This window comes from Tengunoibacter tsumagoiensis, assembly GCF_003967535.1.
GTDB classification, from domain to species: domain Bacteria; phylum Chloroflexota; class Ktedonobacteria; order Ktedonobacterales; family Ktedonobacteraceae; genus Tengunoibacter; species Tengunoibacter tsumagoiensis.
On the sequence record NZ_BIFR01000001.1, the window covers coordinates 3,112,570 to 3,131,538 of the forward strand.

General features: G+C 49.0%; 13 protein-coding genes. 7 read left to right on the forward strand and 6 right to left on the reverse strand.

Annotation, left to right across the window (positions count from 1 at the left end):
• Positions 1–97 precede the first annotated feature (97 nt).
• The 5 genes from pyrB (at position 98) to pyrF (ending at position 7,221) form a co-directional block, all read left to right on the forward strand.
• The gene (gene pyrB / locus EL628_RS12295; protein ID WP_161975457.1) at positions 98–1,090 is read left to right on the forward strand and encodes an aspartate carbamoyltransferase; all 993 of its coding nucleotides are present in this window, start codon (positions 98–100) and stop codon (positions 1,088–1,090) included.
• 106 nt (positions 1,091–1,196) lie between these two features.
• The gene (carA, locus tag EL628_RS12300; protein ID WP_126580236.1) at positions 1,197–2,333 is read left to right on the forward strand and encodes a glutamine-hydrolyzing carbamoyl-phosphate synthase small subunit; all 1,137 of its coding nucleotides are present in this window, start codon (positions 1,197–1,199) and stop codon (positions 2,331–2,333) included.
• A 1-nt stretch (position 2,334) separates the two neighbouring features.
• On the forward strand, positions 2,335–5,526 hold the full coding sequence (gene carB, locus EL628_RS12305) for a carbamoyl-phosphate synthase (glutamine-hydrolyzing) large subunit (RefSeq protein WP_126580237.1): 3,192 nt from the start codon (positions 2,335–2,337) through the stop codon (positions 5,524–5,526).
• 106 nt (positions 5,527–5,632) lie between these two features.
• Complete coding sequence (locus EL628_RS12310; protein WP_126580238.1) at positions 5,633–6,286, forward strand: phosphoribosyltransferase family protein; 654 nt, start codon at positions 5,633–5,635, stop codon at positions 6,284–6,286.
• Positions 6,287–6,366: 80 nt separating this feature from the next.
• A complete protein-coding gene (gene pyrF, locus EL628_RS12315) occupies positions 6,367–7,221 on the forward strand; it encodes an orotidine-5'-phosphate decarboxylase (RefSeq protein WP_126580239.1) in 855 nt (284 codons plus the stop codon).
• Positions 7,222–7,300: 79 nt separating this feature from the next.
• Here the strand turns inward: pyrF and EL628_RS12320 are convergent, their stop codons facing one another.
• The 4 genes from EL628_RS12320 to EL628_RS12335 all read right to left on the reverse strand — a co-directional run bounded on the left by EL628_RS12320 (position 7,301) and on the right by EL628_RS12335 (position 10,998).
• The gene (locus tag EL628_RS12320) at positions 7,301–7,699 is read right to left on the reverse strand and encodes a hypothetical protein (protein WP_126580240.1); all 399 of its coding nucleotides are present in this window, start codon (positions 7,697–7,699) and stop codon (positions 7,301–7,303) included.
• A gap of 189 nt (positions 7,700–7,888) precedes the next feature.
• On the reverse strand, positions 7,889–8,467 hold the full coding sequence (locus tag EL628_RS12325) for a hypothetical protein (protein WP_126580241.1): 579 nt from the start codon (positions 8,465–8,467) through the stop codon (positions 7,889–7,891).
• Positions 8,468–8,595: 128 nt separating this feature from the next.
• Positions 8,596–9,465, reverse strand: coding sequence for an LLM class F420-dependent oxidoreductase (locus tag EL628_RS12330; protein ID WP_126580242.1), 870 nt, complete (start codon positions 9,463–9,465; stop codon positions 8,596–8,598).
• 261 nt (positions 9,466–9,726) lie between these two features.
• Positions 9,727–10,998: a hypothetical protein gene (locus EL628_RS12335; protein ID WP_126580243.1), complete on the reverse strand. Its 1,272-nt coding sequence runs from the start codon at positions 10,996–10,998 to the stop codon at positions 9,727–9,729.
• Between the two features lie 414 nt (positions 10,999–11,412).
• On the opposite strand from EL628_RS12335, the gene EL628_RS12340 reads away from it, so the two are divergent.
• Positions 11,413–13,230, forward strand: a complete 1,818-nt coding sequence (locus EL628_RS12340; protein ID WP_218028905.1) for a glycosyltransferase family 2 protein — start codon at positions 11,413–11,415, stop codon at positions 13,228–13,230.
• 111 nt (positions 13,231–13,341) lie between these two features.
• On the opposite strand, the gene EL628_RS12345 is transcribed toward EL628_RS12340, so the two are convergent.
• Both EL628_RS12345 and EL628_RS12350 read right to left on the reverse strand, forming a co-directional pair.
• Complete coding sequence (locus EL628_RS12345; protein ID WP_126580244.1) at positions 13,342–14,781, reverse strand: glycoside hydrolase family protein; 1,440 nt, start codon at positions 14,779–14,781, stop codon at positions 13,342–13,344.
• 256 nt (positions 14,782–15,037) lie between these two features.
• Entirely contained in the window at positions 15,038–17,110 is a 2,073-nt protein-coding gene (locus tag EL628_RS12350) for an arginine--tRNA ligase (RefSeq protein ID WP_126580245.1), read from the reverse strand.
• A gap of 266 nt (positions 17,111–17,376) precedes the next feature.
• Between EL628_RS12350 and EL628_RS12355 the strand changes: the two genes are divergently transcribed.
• Complete coding sequence (locus EL628_RS12355; RefSeq protein WP_126580246.1) at positions 17,377–18,927, forward strand: xylan 1,4-beta-xylosidase; 1,551 nt, start codon at positions 17,377–17,379, stop codon at positions 18,925–18,927.
• Positions 18,928–18,969: the final 42 nt, after the last annotated feature.

Below are 18,969 nucleotides of genomic sequence, written 5' to 3' on the forward strand. Positions count from 1 at the left end.
TTTCACAGTCGGTCAAGCGTTTACTCACTGGGGCAGAGGAAAAGGATGACCTGTCAACCGGTTGTGTTTAATGCTGGTTACGGGAGGGAAGAAAAGAATGCAACATACACCATTGCGATCACATAAACAGTCTGGGATGATCAATGGAAATTTTCGTGGTAAAGACATCATTTCTTTTGATCAGTTTGCCGCTGAAGATCTCCATATCCTCTTTGACCTGGCGCAGCATATGAAGCAGATAGTGGTGAATAATAAGACCTCACATCTGTTAGAAGGCATGCTCGTGTCCTTACTGTTCTTTGAGCCTTCCAGCCGTACCTTTACATCGTTTGCGGCTGCCGTCAAGCGCCTGGGTGGTCAGACATTAGAGATGCAAAATCCTGAGATTGTCTCTTCAGTCAATAAAGGTGAGAGCTTTGAGGATACTATTCGCGTCCTTGAGGCCTACTCAAACGCGATAGTGCTCCGTCATCGCATCGTTGGTTCGGCTCAGCAAGCGGCAGATGCGGCGGAATTTTCGCCAGTGATCAATGCTGGCGATGGAAATAATGAGCACCCAACCCAGACCTTGCTGGATCTCTACACACTCTACGAAAAGTTTGGTCGTCTGGATAATCTGACTGGTCTGCTGGCTGGAGATTGTTTAAATAGTCGTGCGATTCATTCGTTGATTCGTGGCCTCTCACTCTTTCCTAATAACACTATTTACCTGCTCTCCCCTCAGCAGCTGCGTCTGGCAGGCGATGATCTGGTCTCGTTGAGTGCTCGGGGAATCAAGCTTGTTGAGATTCGGAGCGAGAAAGAGATTCCGCAGCAAGCTGATTTCTGGTATTGGACCCGTGTCCAGAAAGAGCGTTTTGCTTCACGAGAAGAGTATCTGCAGGGATTGAAAGAGACCGTCGTAGTAACCCCTGAGCTACTGCGCACCTATGCCAAAAGTGAGATGATCTTAATGGACCCCTTGCCACGTGTCGATTCAGTTGATCCGGCCGTTGATAGCGATGAGCGCGCAGTCTTCTTGCGCTCCCAGATTCGCAATGGTCTGTATACACGTATGGCTCTCTTAGCCCTGGTTCTGGGTCGAGCATAGGATTACTCTGGCACCTGACTGTAGCCTTTCCCACAGAATGTCGCTGGTTCGATAGGGAAAGGCCTCTCTGAATGCTTGAAAAGATACATAAGACGAGGAGAAAACAATGACTTTTATAGATACAACTGTTCCGGTCGATGAGCGTTCTGTTCCGCAACACGATCTGGTGAAACCAGCTCAAGTTCTCATGGGGACCCTGGTATTAGAGGATGGGAGCCGCTTCGAAGGGATCTCCTTTGGCTACCATGGTCCAACCTCGGGTGAGGTTGTCTTCTGCACTGGCATGGTTGGATATCCAGAAGCCCTGACCGATGCCTCTTTTTCGGGACAGGTGCTGGTGATGACCTATCCTATTGTGGGGAATTATGGCGTCCCTGAACCTTCCCTCTGGGAAGATTATAAGATCCATGCAGCCGGTCTGATTGTTTCTCAATATATTGATACGCCTTCGCATGCGCAGAGTACGATGAGTCTGGGTGAATGGTTACAGCGCGAGCAGATTCCAGCCTTAGAGATTAAAGATACGCGGCTTTTAACGCAGCATATTCGTACCCATGGCGCGATGTTAGGCAAGATCGTGTTTGAAGAGGATATCGATTTTCGCGATCCCAACCTGGAGAATCTGGTTGCTCAGGTCTCAACCACAGAGGTGAAACGTGCAGGTACTGGTCAGACCACCATTGTCCTGATTGACTGCGGGGCCAAGCGCAACATTGAGCGGAGCCTTCTGACACGCGACGTGAGCCTGATCACCGTTCCCTGGGATTATGAGCTGTTTAGCGAGTCCTGTGACTTTTCGTTTGATGGTATATTGATCTCAAACGGACCTGGCAATCCTAAAATGGCCCAGAAGACAATTGAGACCATTCGGACCGCAATGGAGCGTACCATTCCAACAATGGGCATCTGCCTTGGGCATCAGTTGCTGGCGCTGGCGGCAGGTGGCGATACCTATAAATTAAAGTTTGGTCATCGCAGTCAGAATCAGCCGGCCCTGCTGGAAGGCAGCAAACGCTGTTACATCACCACGCAGAACCACGGTTTTGCCGTAGGAACCATACCAGAGAACTTCGTGTCCTGGTTCATTAACGCCAACGACGGGAGCAATGAAGGCATTCGCCATCTGTCGCAGCCCTTCTTCTCGGTTCAATTCCATCCTGAGGCCGCCCCTGGTCCGATGGATACTGAATGGATTTTTGATTACTTTATTGAACAGATCAACGTAGCAAAGGTGAATGGCTAGTATGAATAAACCAGGTAAAGTCCTCGTTTTAGGTGCGGGCGCTCTCAAAATTGGCCAATCTGGCGAGTTTGACTATTCGGGTTCACAGGCTTTAAAAGCCCTTCAAGAAGAAGGTATTCAAAGCGTACTGATTAATCCCAACATTGCAACCATCCAGACCTCAAAGACATTGGCAGACAAAGTCTATTTCTTGCCAGTGACGCCTTTCTTTGTCGAAAAAGTTATTGCCAAAGAGCGGCCAGACGCGATTCTGCTCTCGTTTGGTGGGCAGACGGCTCTTAATTGTGGTCTTGAGCTGCATAAACATGGCATCCTGGAGAAATATGGTGTGACCATTCTGGGGACACCTGTCTCTGCGATCATCCTTACTGAGGATCGGCAGGAATTTGCCGAGCATCTTGGAAAGATCTCGATTCCCACTCCAAAGAGCCACAGTGCTGAGACCCTGGTGGATGCGCTCAAAATTGCTGAAGGGATTGGCTACCCGGTCATGGTTCGCGCGGGTTTTGCACTGGGTGGTCAGGGATCGGGCATCGCCAAAGATGTCCAGGAGTTAGAGCATATTGTCAATGGCGCCCTGGCCTTTGCGCCTCAGGTGCTGATCGAACAGTACCTTCACCACTTCAAAGAAGTTGAATATGAAGTGGTGCGCGATGCGTTTGATAACTGCATTACCGTCTGTAATATGGAGAACATGGACCCGCTGGGCATTCATACAGGCGAGTCGATAGTCATCGCGCCCAGCCAGACGCTCACCAATCATGAATATCATATGTTGAGAAGTGCCGCCATTGAGATTGTGCGCAGTCTGGGCATCGTCGGAGAATGCAACGTTCAATATGCGCTTGATCCGCGGACCTCGCAGTTCTATGTGATCGAGGTCAATGCTCGCCTCTCGCGTAGCTCAGCGCTTGCCAGTAAAGCCACGGGCTATCCTCTCGCCTATGTGGCCGCGAAACTGGCTCTCGGGTATGCACTGACCGAACTTACCAATCGTGTGACAGGAGTAACAAAAGCCTGTTTTGAGCCCAGCCTGGACTACGTCGTCGTCAAGATTCCGCGGTGGGATCTGGACAAATTCAAAGGTGTTGATGAGACCATTGGTACAGGCATGAAATCCGTTGGCGAGATCATGGGGATTGGCCGTACCTTTGAGGAAGCGTATCAAAAGGGTATTCGGATGCTGGACCTTGACTTTGAGGGTGCAACCTCCGAGAAGGTCTTTGCTAATGGTGAGCGTGTCGTTGATAATATTGCCAAATATCTGTATACTCCCACGCCAAAGCGAATGTTTGCACTCCCTCTCGCAATGCGTCATGGTCATAGCATTGAAGAGATCCACGAGATTACCGGGATTGATCTCTGGTTCTTACAGCGTATTAAGCATATTGTGGAGAGTGAGCAGTCGCTGCGCACCAATCCTGAGTTAACCGAATCCCGTATGCGCACATTAAAGCAGATGGGCCTCTCCGACAAACGCATAGGCGAACTTATCGGCAAGAGTGGCCTCGAAGTCAGAGCCATCCGTAAACAGCTGGGCGTTACGCCTTTCGTCTTCCAGATCGATACCCTGGGAGCAGAATTCCCCTCCGAGACCAACTATCTCTACACAACCTACAATGGTCAGCATCATGATGTGAAGCCGATGGGCGAGAGTAGCGTCGTCGTCCTGGGCTCAGGCCCCTACCGGATTGGCTCGTCAGTAGAATTTGACTGGTGTTCCGTCAATACCGTCGAGGCCTTGAAGAAATATCAGAAGCGTTCGATTGTGATTAACTGTAATCCAGAGACCGTCTCAACCGACTACGATATCTCCGACCGGCTCTATTTTGACGAGCTCACCTTTGAGCGTATTGCGGATATCTGTGAATTTGAGTCACCAACGGGCGTGATTGTCTCAGTTGGAGGTCAGACACCCAATAACCGCGCCAAAGCCCTACAGAAATATGGGTTCCGACTATTGGGAACAGATGCGAGCGATATTGATCGCGCTGAAGATCGTAATAAGTTCTCTGCCCTACTGGACTCATTGGAGATTCGTCAACCGGAATGGAACAGCTTTATCGATCTTACCGAGCTCAAGCAATTTGCGGATCGCGTTGGCTTTCCGGTCCTGGTGCGGCCATCCTATGTGCTCTCTGGAAGCGCAATGAACATCTGCTACACCCAGGAAGAGTTAGAGCAGTATGTGAAAGAGGCGGCAGCCGTCTCACCAGAACATCCCGTCACAGTCTCTAAATTTATGCGTCAGGTGCGTGAAGTTGAACTGGATGCAGTGGCGCAGCGAGGCGAAGTGAAGGTCTTTGTCATCTCAGAGCATGTTGAGAATGCAGGGGTGCACTCAGGTGATGCGACCATCGTCCTGCCTCCCCAGACACTCAATGACCAGACGAAGGCGCGCATTGAAGCGGTTGGGCGAGCTGTTGCCAGGGCCCTCAATATCACCGGCCCTTTCAATATGCAGTTCCTGGCCAAAGAGAATCAGGTCTATGTGATCGAGGTCAATCTCCGCGCCTCACGCACCTTCCCCTTCATCTCCAAAGTTACAGGCATCAACTTCATTGAGACCTTTGTAGATGCCCTCTTCCAGGAGCATATTCCAGCCGTCAGCATTCCAGAGCTCAACTTTATCGCCATCAAAGCGCCGCAGTTCTCCTTCTCGCGCCTGACCGGAGCCGATCCAGTCCTGCGCGTTGAGATGGCCTCTACTGGCGAGGTTGCCTGCTTTGGTGACGATATTGAAGAAGCCTACCTCAAGGCCATTATTGCAACAGGTGGGACAGTGCCGAAGAAAGGGATCTTTATCAGCCTGGGTGGTGATGAAAAGAAAGCCAGATTCCTGGAGAGCGTTCAGTTGCTAAGCACCTTGAATGTTCCTCTCTATGCCACCGAGAAGACCAGCGCCTTCTTGCGCGAGCATGGGATTGAGACCACGATGCTCTATAAGATCCATGAAGAAAAGTCGCCCAACGTCTTAACCTACTTCGCTGATGGGAAGATTGACCTTGCCATTAATATTGTCGAGGGCCATATTAAGAAAGAACTGGACGACGATTACGCCATGCGCCGGTATGCCGTTGACCATAACGTTCACCTGTTTACAAAGATCAAGCAGGCTCGTCTGTTTGCAAAGGCCATCACGCAGAAGGATCTCCAGACTATTCCAGTGAAATCCTGGGACGAGTACAAATAAGAAAGAGTGCCCGCCTCCTTCCTACTGGTGAAGTTCAGCGAGAAGAGCCAGAAGGAAGGAGACGGCACGCTCTTTCCTATCCAAGAGTAGGAGGATAGAGTGTCTTATGAATGATCCGCGTATCATGCAAAAGTTTGCCGATGTGAACGCCATTGTGACTGAGAGCCATTTTGTCTATACCTCTGGTCGACATAGCTCGGTCTATGTGAATAAGGATGCTTTGTATGTGCACCCGGGCGTTATTTCGGCTCTTTGTCAGGAGATGGCTCGCCCATACGAAGCCGAGCAGATCGATGTGGTGGTTGGCCCTGTGTTGGGGGGCATTGTTCTATCGCAGTGGGTAGCCCATCATCTCAATGCTCGCCGCACCTCTGGCGAAACCCTGGCCGTCTTTGCTGAAAAGGGAAGCGACGGAGTTGACAAACATTTTATCTTTACCCGTGGGTATGATGCCTATCTCCCAGGCAAGAATATCCTGATCGTCGAAGATATCTTAACGACCGGTGGCTCGGCCAAGCAAGCGATTGAGGCAGTTCGCCAGCAAGGTGGAAATGTCGTAGGGCTTACAGTGCTCTGCAATCGAGGCAATGTTCAGCCTGCCGATGTAGGGAATGTTCCCCTTCATGCCCTTATTGAACTGCCCCTTCAGACCTATACGGAAGAAGAGTGCCCTTTCTGTGCGCAAGGAGTGCCGATTAATACGCGTCTGGGCAAAGGGAAAGCCTTTTTAGCTCGTCAAAAGGCAGCGATTCAGCCATAATTGTGCCTGTAGAGAGAGATGTGTCGCTTCTGTCGGGGAAGATCTCTCTCAGTCCACAGGAGAGAAAAGAGGAGATAAAGATGTCTACAGTTACCTTTAATGAGCTTGTAGAAGCATGTTGGCAGCGAGAGAACTTCGTCTGTGTGGGCCTGGACCCCGAGTATGAACGTTTGCCAGAGAGCGTAACGCGCAATGTCTCCATTGAAGAGGCCTTCTTTACCTTTTGTCGTGGGATCATTGACGCCACACATGACCTCGTCTGTGCCTATAAGCCCAATAGCGCCTTTTTTGAGGCTCAGGGAGAGGCTGGCTTGAAAGCTTTAAAGCGCGTTGTGCAGTATAGCAAACGTCAGTATCCTCAGGTTCCGATTATTCTAGATGCCAAGCGGGCAGATATCGGGAACACCAATCGTGGTTATGTGACCTCTGCCTTTGATCTGATTGAAGCTGACGCCGTTACCGTTCACCCCTATCTCGGTAAAGAGGCCCTTACACCTTTTCTGAACAGGAAAGAGAAAGGGATTATTGTCCTGACCAGGACCTCCAATCCCGGTGCAGGCGAATTTCAAGATCTGTTAATTGGGGATATGCCTCTGTACCAAGTCGTGGCTCGTAGTGTTGCTCAGGAATGGAATACCAATGGAAATTGTGCGCTTGTCGTAGGTGCTACCTATCCTGATGAGTTAAGACAGGTGCGTTCTTTGATTGGTGATATGCCTATTCTTATCCCTGGTATTGGTGCTCAGGCAGGTGATGTGAGATCCGTTGTTCTGGCGGGCCAGGACAGTCGTGGCTGGGGCATCCTGCTAAGCTCCTCACGCGCCATTCTTTATGCCTCTACCGGAGCAGATTTTGCGCAGGCTGCGCGTAGAGCGACTGAAGAACTGAATGTAGAGATCAATACCTATCGAATCCGTCCCAGAGTAAACGCATAAAGAACCGCTGAGGTATCTTTTCTTGATCGATCAGGTGTGGAGTGGTGTCGCTGTTACCTTCCCCACACCAGAGATTCTGTTACTGGCCAACCTGTTCGGTGGGGCGGAAGCGCATTGCGGACCAGGTTTCATCCAGAGAGACAAGGGTCACGCTACTAAAATTATGTTCTGAAACGGCCTGAGAAAGTGTATCGCGGTGAAGATCGGTTCCAGCTTTCGAGCCGCCTTTGGGATAGGCAATCCAGAAGAGAGCATCATATTTTATGGCTTGCAGAGCGATAGGGAGAGCCTCAGCAAGCTCCTCAAGATTTTTGACAAAGAGTTGCACGAAATCGAATTCGCCATCTGGAGTGGAGACAGGGTCGACACCTTCTGGGAGGGGTTCAAGATTTTTGAGATAGCCTAATGGAGCATTCAGGAGAAGGACACGTTGTCCACTTTTCATCTGAAGTTTTTTCGTGAGTAAATTAATTGCCATGTACATCCTCTCAAGGAAGATCATCTCCCTTGTCTATACAAAACGTTTCCTGTGTGGAAAAAACGCAATGAGCGCTCAATTTAGAGCCGAACATTTCCATCTTTTCCCACTGTAGGGCAGAGAGTGGTGTTTGTCAATGTAAGAGCCAGAGCATTATCCATCTTCGATGGTAGAGAATATGTTGTTGTCTCAGGAGACAAACCAGTGAATCGAGCCACAGGTTGTACAGATATAATTTTTTGTGGACTGATCGGTCCAATCTGCCTCTGGGAACGTTGGACTTTTGCTACTCAGGAGCGTTTCGCGTTCACGAAAAGCTATTCTTGTACAGCTTTGACACGTTAATTGGCGATGAGCGACATGATACGTCTTACCGGGTCGGGCAACCTCTTCAGTGAAGAACCATTTGATAAAGCCACAATGTGCACAGATATAATTCAGGGCATGATGGGTTGCCCAATTGAATTGCATGAATATAGCAGTGCGGGTATTAAGGAGAATCTCACTGGAGTGAAAGAGGGTATGGGCGCACATCGCACACTGAAGCGGGCGGTTCAACAGAAGATAGGCCTGACCGGGAGCATCTACCTCAGCGGGAGAGAACCAGAGCATATAGCCACAGATCGTACAGAGATACGTATCGGTTGGCGTCTGTGCATCTTCCTCATGGTGCAAGAGCGTACTCTCTTGCTCAAATGATGATTGTTTACAGATTGGACAGGTCAAAAGTTGACCAGCAAATGTATAGGACTGTCCCGTTTGGCTCATAGCTCTACATCTCACCTCTAGGGATATTATCGCGGTTTTCAACTAATAAGTCAAACGGGAGAGCCAGAAGTTCGTCTTGAACTGTGAGAGGCTTGAGAAATAGCGCTTTCAAGCTCTGAAAATAAGCGTTACTCTTCTACTGCATATTGTGAGAGTAATGGCTCAATAATCTCAGCCACGATGCGTTTAATGATCTGTGTGGGATAAGGGGTGCGAATATTGAGAATAAAGTGTGTGGCTCCCACGGCAATAAACTCCTGTACAGTTGAGCGGGTTTCAGCCAGATTGTCGGGATTAACGACCAGCTGAGTTGAGCGTACAATTGTTGAGGGATCGCGACCAATGGCGGCACAATGTTCATCCAGGACCTTACTTTTATGTTGAAAGACCTCTACGGGACTTCCGGGAAGGTTCCAGATGGAGGCATAGCGGGCCGCGATGCGTAACGTAAGCTGTTCGCCACCGCCACCGATGACAAATGGAGGGACGGGTTTCTGGATTGGTTTTGGCTCGCAATAGGCATCTTTAATCTGATAATAGCGGCCCTCAAACGTTGCGGATGGTTCGGTCCACATCCGCGTAATTAATTCACAGGCCTCTTCCAGGCGGCGCAGGCGTTCTCCAGTTTTGTAGAGTGGAATCCCATATGCTGCATGTTCCTGTTCGTGCCATCCTGCTCCAATGCCAAAATCGAGCCGTCCTTTAGAGATCACATCGACCGTGGCCCCAATCTTTGCCAGTACAGGAGGGAAGCGATAGGTATTGCTAGTGACCATCAGGCCCAGACGAATGCGCTTTGTTACAGCGGCCAGGGCAGCCAGGACTGTCCAACCTTCCAGGCAGGGACCGGAGGGGTCGCCTGTAAGTGAATAGAAATGATCAAACAGCCAGGCATGTTCGATTGTTGGTTCGGCATCAGCTGCTAACCAGATCTCTTGCATAGCTTCATAAGTCGTATTTTGAGGAGCTGTTTTGATCCCAAAACTGAGCTTTGTCATGACAGATTACTCGCTTTCCAGCATGGAGCATAAACAACGCGACGGTAAGATCGACGCTTCAGTCTATCGCATGATAGTGGGAGATGCAAGGTGGGAGAGGTGGATATCCGGGCATTCCAGTTCTCGCAGAAGAGGCAATCCTTTCATCAGAGGACCGGCCCGGAATCTGCCCAGATACAAAAATTTTAAAAATCCTAGACAAACGCTCGATATGGAAGCGTCTGGCCTGGAAATAAAGAAGGGTCTCGGATCTTTTGATGATCATACAACTCTGAGCAGTGAAGCGGATTGGGCTGGAAGCTGAAGATGAACAATTCCATTTTGCAGTTTAGGATGGCCGATAATAGTATCCAGGGCATGAGCTGAAAATTGCCAGAGGGTTCCTGGAGCCTGAGTGCAGAGCTGAGAGAGATCAATCGTGACGGAATAGGATTGGGAGGGGCTCTGATTAGTGAGCAGGACAAAGATATGGCCCTGCGTATCTTTTGTCGTTATCGCATGGAGATCGGGACGATCAGTATGACTCTGATACGTTGGGCGGCAGCCCTGTAAGGCCCGAATGCCCATCCGTAAAGCATAATAGTCGGCTCGCCTTTTTCCCATATAATCGATCAGGCCAAGTGGCTGTGTATTGAAATCATAGAGAGAGAAGAGATGGCTTCCATAGATATAGTCATCGCCAGGTTGAGAGCCACTGATAAGTCTGTTCAGAAGCAGAATGCCAAAGGGAACGGTCGAATAGGGCGTAGGCGTCGTATAGCTTCCCCATTCCGTCAGCCAGAGGGGAGTCGTTGCATACCTGCTCAGGTTCATCCATTGGTGCACTTGACGAATATACTGATTGCTAGAGATAGTATAGTCGTGGATATCGACCTGATCAAAAGGAGAGGGCGTGGCAAGATCTCTGGGCCATTGGCTCCCAGATGCGGTTACTGGCCCATAGAGATGGTAAGAGCGGCCAGGCAAAAAGGTTTTATACACATAATCAATGGCATTGGCCGTATACCAGGCAAAGGTCAGGTAGTCAGAGTGTGTGCCATGCCAGCCTTGCGCAGGATTATCAGGTTCGTTGTGAATCTCAAAATCATTGACATTATAAGAATTTCGTACATTCAACCAGTACACGAGTGAGAAGGTATAGTCCCACCAGAGCTTCCAATCAGCCTCAGTCTGGGGTGGATCTGGCGTCCATGAGGGATTATTATTATCATCCCGGTTGCGTAAGACCAGAACTGGGAGGATACGAGCGGATTGTAAACTTCCGAAGAGCGTTCGCGCATTGCCCTGCCAGCGATGCGTGCCAGGGACCCACCAGTAGTCACTTCCCTCGGGAGGAGAGCTCATCACAGCATCCCATTTCGACCAATCAATCACAGCAGGATTGGTCTGAACTTGTTCAATAGATGGGATGGAGCTGTGCTGATCAAAGATCATCCAGCGAGACATTCCCCCATAGATGCGATAGGTGTTAATACCAAGATCTTGTAGATCGGCAAGCTTGAACCCGCTACTCCCTTCAACGGCCCCAATCATGCATGTGCTTTTTCCCCATTGCCGAGCGTCCACCGTCACATGGGCCTGAGCATCTGAGACCTTCGAAAAGTCACATGCAGACAGGAGGAAGAGGCATAGGCATAGTTGTAGCCATCTATAGCCATGAATTTTCACTGCATTTCTTCCCCATTTTTGTTTTTCAATCTTTTATAATGAATAGATGTCTATTCATTATTTGTGCTATATTAGTAATGTAGCAGCAAGATAAGTACAATTTCTTGCTTTACCATAAAATAATTATTCAGATGCGTGCTGTGCTAGATTGGAAAGTGTTGGTGTGGTGTGAAGAAGATTGCAAGAAGCCCCTATCTATCTATTTTATCACAGAAGAGAAGCCTCCCCAGGAAAAGATCAAAAGATACAGGATTTTCACAGATTGATTCTGCCTCTCTGTTGGACAAGGTTCCCGTAAATGTTCCCGCTTGTGCTCAACAGGCGGAGCAGGTTGTCCCTGCTCCGGTCATTGAGGGGCGAACCATCGTTGCTTCCAGGGTGAAGCAGTTGAGTGTGATGACTATCAAACAAAAAGGAGTCTATCTCTGTCTGGTAGTGTTGTGGATCATCGTTAATCTCAATTTCTGGTTCTGGTGGTTTCATTTTGGTACCAGCGGGAATATTTGCCTGTATATACTGATGTCGTGCGCTTTTTTTTACACAAGTACTCTTATGCCTTCCTTCTTTACCTTCTTTCTTGGATATATGCGCCGCCCAGAGCCAATAGCCGCTCAACAGGCATATAATGCTGGCGTAGTAAAGAGGGTTGCAGTGATTACCTTAACTGTTCCAGGAGCGGAAAGTCTTGATATTGTAAAGCGGCAATTGAAAGCGATGGCCTCGATTCACTATCCGCATGATAGTTGGATCTTAGTAGATAAAGAGCACTCGCCAGAGATTGAGTCACTGGCACATGCATATGGAGTCCAGTATTTTTCGCGGCATCAGGTTGAGCGCTGGGGCGAGGAGCAAGTGAGGCAGTGGAATCTTCCTCATCCGCCATTTAAAGCGAAAACAAAAGCGGGAAACGTGAATAGCTGGTTAGATGAATATGGAGAACACTATAGTCACTTTACCCAGCTCGATATCGATCATATTCCTTGTCGTGAGTATCTAGACAAAGTTCTTGGCTTTTTTCTTGACCCTCATGTGAAGTGGGTTCAAGCTCCCAGTATCTATGGCAATTTTGATCATTGGACTGCAAGAGGGTCTGCTGAGCAAGAGTTTGTCTTGCAGGGGCCATTGCAGATGGGTTTTTATGGGTTTAGTCGGACCCCCTTTATTATTGGAAGCCACTGTACCTATGATATGCAGGCTATTCGCCAGATAGGTGGTTTTCAGCCAACACGCGCGGAAGATCATCTAGATACCGTTCTTCTGGCAGCGCAGGGATATGAAGGGGTCTATCTACCAGAGGTAATAGCGGTTGGGGATGGTCCTGAGAATTTTGAGACATACCTTGCACAACAGTTTGCCTGGGCGTTCTCAATGATTCAAGTCCTCTTTCATTACACGCCTAAATGTTTGCGGAAGTATAGCTGGCGCCAGGGCGTGCAATTTCTGTTTGTACAGACGTGGTACACCTTCTGGTCCCTGTCAATGTTGATTCTGTTTGCCCTGCCAATCATCTCCTTGTTAACGAATCAAGTTATCACCAGAATGAGTTATTGGCAATTCCTCTTGCATAGTCTTCCACTAGGGGGTATTGCGACAGCGCTCTGGATCTGGAGTTATCCCTGGCATTTTCCCAGGCAGCTTCATTTAAGTTGGCGAGGGATCGTCTTGCATATAGCAAGATGGCCAGTTGTGTTAAGTGCATTTGTTCAGGTAGTAGTGCGTGTTCAAAAGCCCTATATGATCACACCAAAAGGGGTCCAGAAGGGCCAGCATGCTCCATTTTCACTGGATGTTTATGCCAATTACTTTCTTCTCGTCGGCCTTGCGGTAGGAGCATGCTGGTTTAATCTTCTCTCTTTTCGGCAAAGTGCCGCAAGGTTCTATCTGTTCTTCGCCCTTCAGGGTGCTGGTTTTCTCTTCCTTGTCTACACAACAGATTTACTCAAAGGGATTGTAGATATGCAGAAAGAAGGGATCTTGCTCTTCCAATGTTTGATACTGCGAAGGAAGGCCGTTCTCGTCTTTATTGTTGTGTTTTCTCTCCTTGTGTGGACTGCCCTGATCGCTTTGCGGCAAATTATCCCGTTATTTTTTATGTAAATAGCCGAACATAGAATCAGGATAGGCGGTGCAACTGATCAGATTTTTGCACTCATTGGTTTCCTGTGAAGATGAGCGGGCCGGGTATGATCTCTCTGTTGCCAATCGAGTTCAGGCAATTTTGAGCAACAAGGCTCCATTTGCTGGTACCGAAAAGGCTAAATGACCGCCAGTAAAGGAGAATGTGCTGGTCTGTTGATCAGAGTGATAATAATCAAACTGCCAGATGGTGCCATTTCCACCGGATGTCAATGCCGAGAGATCAGCACTGACATTGGCAGTTTGTGTTGTGTCCTGATTGGTAACGAGGAGATAGAGATGCCCTTGAGCATCGCGGGTTGTGAGTGCCAGGAGATTAGGATTAGTGGTCATACTTTGAAATGTTGGGCGACAGCCCTGGAGTGCCCGGATTGCCATGCGTAAGGCATAGTAATCAACTCGACGTGTTCCATCTGACGCAATCAAGCCGAGGGGGCGTGTGGCATAATCGTAGAGAGCGAAGATCTGGCTTCCATACACGTAATCGTTTCCTGGCTGTGAGCCCTGGATGAGGTTCTGTATCATCTTGATGCCCATGCTGATAGAGCTATATTTATCGGTAATAGAGTAGCTTCCCCACTCGGTGACCCAGAGCGGATAGTTCGTCTTTCCCAGTTGATTTTGAGCCTGATGCGCTTGTTCGACCACGTGAATAAAGTTATTCTGAGCATAGTCATGGATGGATAGATTATCGAACGCATCTGGAGCTTGCTGGAGTAGCGCGGCAGTCCAGCTACTACTGGTATTGGCTGAGGGGGCAAACAGGTGATACGTACGGCCTGGGAGATATGTTTTATACACATAGTCAATGGCATCATGAGTTGCACGGGCAAAAGCAATATACTGTTGGAACGTTCCTCCCCAACCGTGATCTGGAAGATTGGGTTCATTGTGAATTTCAAAGTCATTCACATTGTAGTCATTACGAACATTGAGCCAGTAGACGGTTGCAAAGACATGTTCCCACCAGACATTCCAATCGGCCTGTGTTGTTGGTGGATTGGGGGCCCATGCGGGATTAGTGACCGTATTATGATTGCGAAGCGTTACCACAGGGCGAATGCCAGCGGCCTTTAATTCGCGAAAGATTGTACGCGCATTTCCCTGCCATAGTGGCCCGTTCCCCGTCCACCAGTAATCGCTACCTGCAGGTGGATTGGTCATGATGTTATCCCAATAAGCCCAATTAATCACATTAGGATTGGCCTTAATCTGATTAATTGATGGAGAGCCATACACGGGACTATCATCCTGTGGCTCCCAGCGGGTCATCCCTCCATACATATGGAAAGTATTGATACCAAGATCCTTAAGATCAGCAATAGTAAAGCGGCTTGAACCCTCGACCGCTCCAATATAACAGGTACTCTGTCCCCATTGTGTTCCTGAGACCGTAATTGTTGACGGCACATCTTCAGAAGCAGCCGTTGCAGTTGGTAATAGCCCGGCCAATAAACCATAAACCACGAGCAGCAGCAGTCCTGCCCTTAACTTTAGAAACTCTGAATGCATAACTTTATTCCTTCCCACTTCGACACTTACCCTCATAAGAGACCATCCTGCCATTTGTGGCATGACTGGCACAGCTCAAAAAAGTATATTTCACCAATCAGCCAGACCTTTAGATGGAATACACAGATATAGTGTAATGTACTATTAAATAGAAAAGTATGCATTTGGAATTATATATGAATAAAAGCAGTAAGAAAGAGTTGAAAATTCTTCTTTTCAACTCTTTCTTACTGCTTTTGCCTCGTGTTGTACTGTGCTAGATGCGTTCGAGTGGCTCAAAACCGAGGACGCGCAGTGCATTGTTCATCGTTTGAGCGGTAGCTTGAACAAGTGCCGCGCGGAACGACTTCACCTGCTCATTTGTCTCTTTGAGAATAGGCGTTGTGTGTTCATAGAAATCGCTGAAATGGGCAGCCAGATCGTAGATATAGGTTGCCAGCGAGGCAGGAGATAGCTGCTCAGTTGCTTCGGCCAGGCGACGTGGATAGACGTCGAGATGGCGTAGCAGCTCCCATTCACTCTGTTCCAGTTCGGTAGGCAACTGATCCAATCTGGATGAGACCTCATAGCCTGCTTCCTGGAGACGGCGCAGAATACTGTTGGCGCGTGCGTAGGCATACTGGAGATAGACGCCTGTATCACCATTGGGGCGCAGAACTTCGTCCATATCCAATGTAATAATCTGCTGGAGATTAAAACGGATCATAAAGTAGCGGATCGCAGAAGCAGCCAGCGCAGCGGTCGATTCGTCGGAGAGAGCAGCTTTGTTATCCTGTTGACGAACCTCGCGCATACGTTCAATGGCGGCATCGATCAGATCATCCGCTTTAATCTCAATCCCTTTGCGACCAGACATCGCATAGTATTCTCGACCATCGGAGGTATCAACCCCCAGACGGGCTGCCGTAGCAGCGGAGAGCGTCACAACTTCATAGGACAGATGCTTTGAGTTATCGGCCTGTTCAGTATGGCCCAGTCGGCGCAGGCTTTCATAGACGACCTGTTGGAGATAGGACTGGCGCACATCGATCACATTAATAACGCGTTTCGCATGTCCAAAGCGACTTGAGGGGGCCTCTTCTGTCACGGTATCGGAGACTTTCGGAGTACGCATGGTCCAGAGTTTGCGTCCATCGTGCTGAATGCCCCATGGTACAAACTGGAGCTGGACGTCTAGATCATCGGAAAGACCAAATTTCCAGAGCTGATACGCGATATCTTTAGCCGTATAGGTTGTCACCCCATTACTTTTGACAAGGATCTTATCGCTGGTTCGATCCCCGTCTTTTGTCTGTGATTCCCCATCGCCAAACGGGAGAATCCAACAGCCAGCAGCGGGGCCACTCTCTGGTTGCTCAAGGAGTCCCCGGCTTTTGAGCAGCTCAAAGGTTTTTTTCCAGAGGCCAGCATGAAGCATAGCCGACTCCCAGGGCAGAAGATCATAGAAGATATTAAGGCGTGACATCGTCTTCAGGTGTGCCTGCACAATCTGATGTGAGAGATCCGAGGCCAGCAGAGCGTAATCTGGACCTGATGCTGATTCATCACCGTGTTCGATGGCATGGAGCACCTCGTTACTCAATGTCTGAGCCAGCTGTCCTGCTTCGGACGTTTTCTCTTCTTTTAGTTTTGCGACTCCTACATAGACACGTGAACAGAAATAGTCGAATGATTCGCCAGGAAGCTGCTCATTGCCGTCAGGGAGTTGGAGCAAGCCTTGTTGGAGCAATGTAAAGCCTGCCACCACATCGGCAACCTGGACGCCAGAGTCGTCGATATAATTGTTGGTCTCTACCTGATAGCCCTGTGCACGAAGCATGCGGACAATGGTATCCCCCAGGCACGAATTGCGCAAGTGGCCGACGTGGGCCGCTTTGTTACTATTAATATTGGTATGTTCTACAATCACCTTGGTACCAATACCAATGGTGTTTTGTCCAAAGTCTGGTCCCGACTCTAGAATCCGTTCTACAATACGTTTTCCGAGGCCAGCGCGGTTCAGACGGATATTCAAGAAGCCGGGTTTTGTGGCGGTAATTTCTTGAATCGTTGGCAGTTGAAAACTGCTGAGAATGGCCTGGAGGCTTTCGGCAATTTTTAAAGGTGGGCGTTTGAGCTTGCCGGACCAGGCCATCACGGGAATTGAATAATCCCCAAAGCTGGCTTGTGCAGAGATGCGTAGATCAATGGGTAATTGAGCGACGTCAAACGCTATCTCTTCTTGTGCAAGATAGGTCACGACCGCTTGATGAATGATCTCTGTAAGATACTCATAGAGATCCTTTGGTGTTGCTTCAGCCATATGATGTGCCTCATTAGTTACTGACATCAGTCCCTCTCTTCAACCAGATAGAATCGCCAACTACTATAACGTAGCTTGTGACGATGGTCAAGCACTGGCTCTTTGTCGAAATGGATGATGAACCTGTGAGAAAGAATAATACCGCTACATAGAATGCTCCTACATAATCTTCTGTTTGTAGATGAGTAGAGAGAAATATGCTATTATTTGACGGGGAACGTGAGAAAAGGTTGGAGTAGAGCGAACAGAATAGACACACAGAAACGGAACACAAAGAAGGGAACAGAAAAAGCATGGTGGGCAGAAACCTTCCCACTTGGTGTCGATGGCTGATATATAGTGGACTCATTCTCCTCTGCGGAGGATGTTTTATAAGTTCTGAGCCAATTCCCTGGCAGGGCTCTTCGGGGCTGTCGTTACCAGAAAGAGGATTGCCCAATGAAGGGATTCTTCTACCAGAACGGCCTCTCATAAAAATTCCCCCCTCAGTTGCTGCTACTGCCGTATCGAACGGGACTGCGACTGTCGGGCCCTCTCTGCCAGCTATTGACGCGACCGTTACCATTTCCACGGCTGCACCATCCTTGCAGAGCGACCTGACCGTCGGGATTACCCATACTCAGTATAGTGCGGACAACGGGAACGATAGTACAGCGGTCTCCAGGGCGCGTCAGCTTATTCAACGTGCAGCTCCTATTCAGAATCAGCACATCATGGGATGGGGAGCAGACGACCCGGAGCCCTCGCCAGGAAAATATAATTGGGGGAGTCTGGATGAACGTGTCCAACTCATGCAGCAGACTCAGGGGACAAAAGTTCTGACTTTATGTTGTGCTCCAGGTTGGATGAGACCCGCAGGATATCAGAATGATTGGTCAAATCTAGAAGTAGCGCCTGATCCTTCCCATCTGCAGGATTTTGTCGCGCTCGTCAAGCAGGTCGTCTTGCGTTATGCGGACATTCATTATTTCCAGGTCTGGAATGAATTGAAAGGTATGTATGCAGGATCGCCAGGATCAGATCCTGCCCTGGCTAATGAGAATCGTTGGGATTATGAGCGATATACCACACTCTACAATGCTGTCTATGATGTGATTAAAAGCGTGCGGCCAGATGCTCAGGTAGGAGGGCCATATGTGGTCATGGATAGTGATGGGAATCGGAGCCAGATGAGTAACCCTGGCCCAGATTATGCATGGGGAACGCTTGATCAACGACCATTAGATGTGATCCGGTACTGGTTAGAGCATAAACACGGCGCAGATTTTATTGCCATTGATGGCAGTAGCGCCAATAGAGATAAAGTATGGCGATCCAATGAGTTTGATGCAGGGCAAAAATTTATTGACGTAGCGAACTGGATTCGCCAACAAGGCTCTGGTGGAGCAACATTACCGATCTGGTGGGCTGAATGGTATGCTGGCGATCCTTCCTCAACAGTACAATCCCTTGCATACTATAACGCACTGACTGCATCCAACGAAATCTATACACTACAGAGTGGTGTCAACGTGCTCTTCCTCTGGGACCCGCAGGGAGACATGCAGGGGCTGAGTACGCCGGAAGGAATGTGGACAGATACACGAAGATCGGGTGGGGGTCAGGCCACGCCTTATTTTGGAACAGCCCTGGCCTTTAAAACCTATTTTGCGCCCGGGACTCAGATCTATCCAGCCACAGTCTCCACACACACTATCAGTGTGCTGGCCTCAGCTACAGCCACGATGCTCGTCAATCGACTTGGGCAGATCCAGCATGTCGCGATCAATGGCTATCTTGTCACATTGCAGCCCTATCAGGTGTCGCTGGTCACAACCGCATCTTTAGTAGATAAGCAGAGCTGAACTGGATCAGAAAGAAATTCGTCTGGGCAATCATCTAGCGGA

Excerpts from the sequence above, each read along its gene's own strand:
- pyrB (WP_161975457.1), top strand. The coding sequence starts at position 98 with ATGCAACATACACCATTGCGATCACATAAACAGTCTGGGATGATCAAT.
- carA (WP_126580236.1), top strand. The coding sequence starts at position 1,197 with ATGACTTTTATAGATACAACTGTTCCGGTCGATGAGCGTTCTGTTCCG.
- carB (WP_126580237.1), top strand. The coding sequence starts at position 2,335 with ATGAATAAACCAGGTAAAGTCCTCGTTTTAGGTGCGGGCGCTCTCAAA.
- EL628_RS12310 (WP_126580238.1), top strand. The coding sequence starts at position 5,633 with ATGAATGATCCGCGTATCATGCAAAAGTTTGCCGATGTGAACGCCATT.
- pyrF (WP_126580239.1), top strand. The coding sequence starts at position 6,367 with ATGTCTACAGTTACCTTTAATGAGCTTGTAGAAGCATGTTGGCAGCGA.
- EL628_RS12320 (WP_126580240.1), bottom strand. The coding sequence starts at position 7,699 with ATGGCAATTAATTTACTCACGAAAAAACTTCAGATGAAAAGTGGACAA.
- EL628_RS12325 (WP_126580241.1), bottom strand. The coding sequence starts at position 8,467 with ATGAGCCAAACGGGACAGTCCTATACATTTGCTGGTCAACTTTTGACC.
- EL628_RS12330 (WP_126580242.1), bottom strand. The coding sequence starts at position 9,465 with ATGACAAAGCTCAGTTTTGGGATCAAAACAGCTCCTCAAAATACGACT.
- EL628_RS12335 (WP_126580243.1), bottom strand. The coding sequence starts at position 10,998 with ATGATTGGGGCCGTTGAAGGGAGTAGCGGGTTCAAGCTTGCCGATCTA.
- EL628_RS12345 (WP_126580244.1), bottom strand. The coding sequence starts at position 14,781 with ATGCATTCAGAGTTTCTAAAGTTAAGGGCAGGACTGCTGCTGCTCGTG.
- EL628_RS12350 (WP_126580245.1), bottom strand. The coding sequence starts at position 17,110 with ATGTCAGTAACTAATGAGGCACATCATATGGCTGAAGCAACACCAAAG.
- EL628_RS12355 (WP_126580246.1), top strand. The coding sequence starts at position 17,377 with ATGGTGGGCAGAAACCTTCCCACTTGGTGTCGATGGCTGATATATAGT.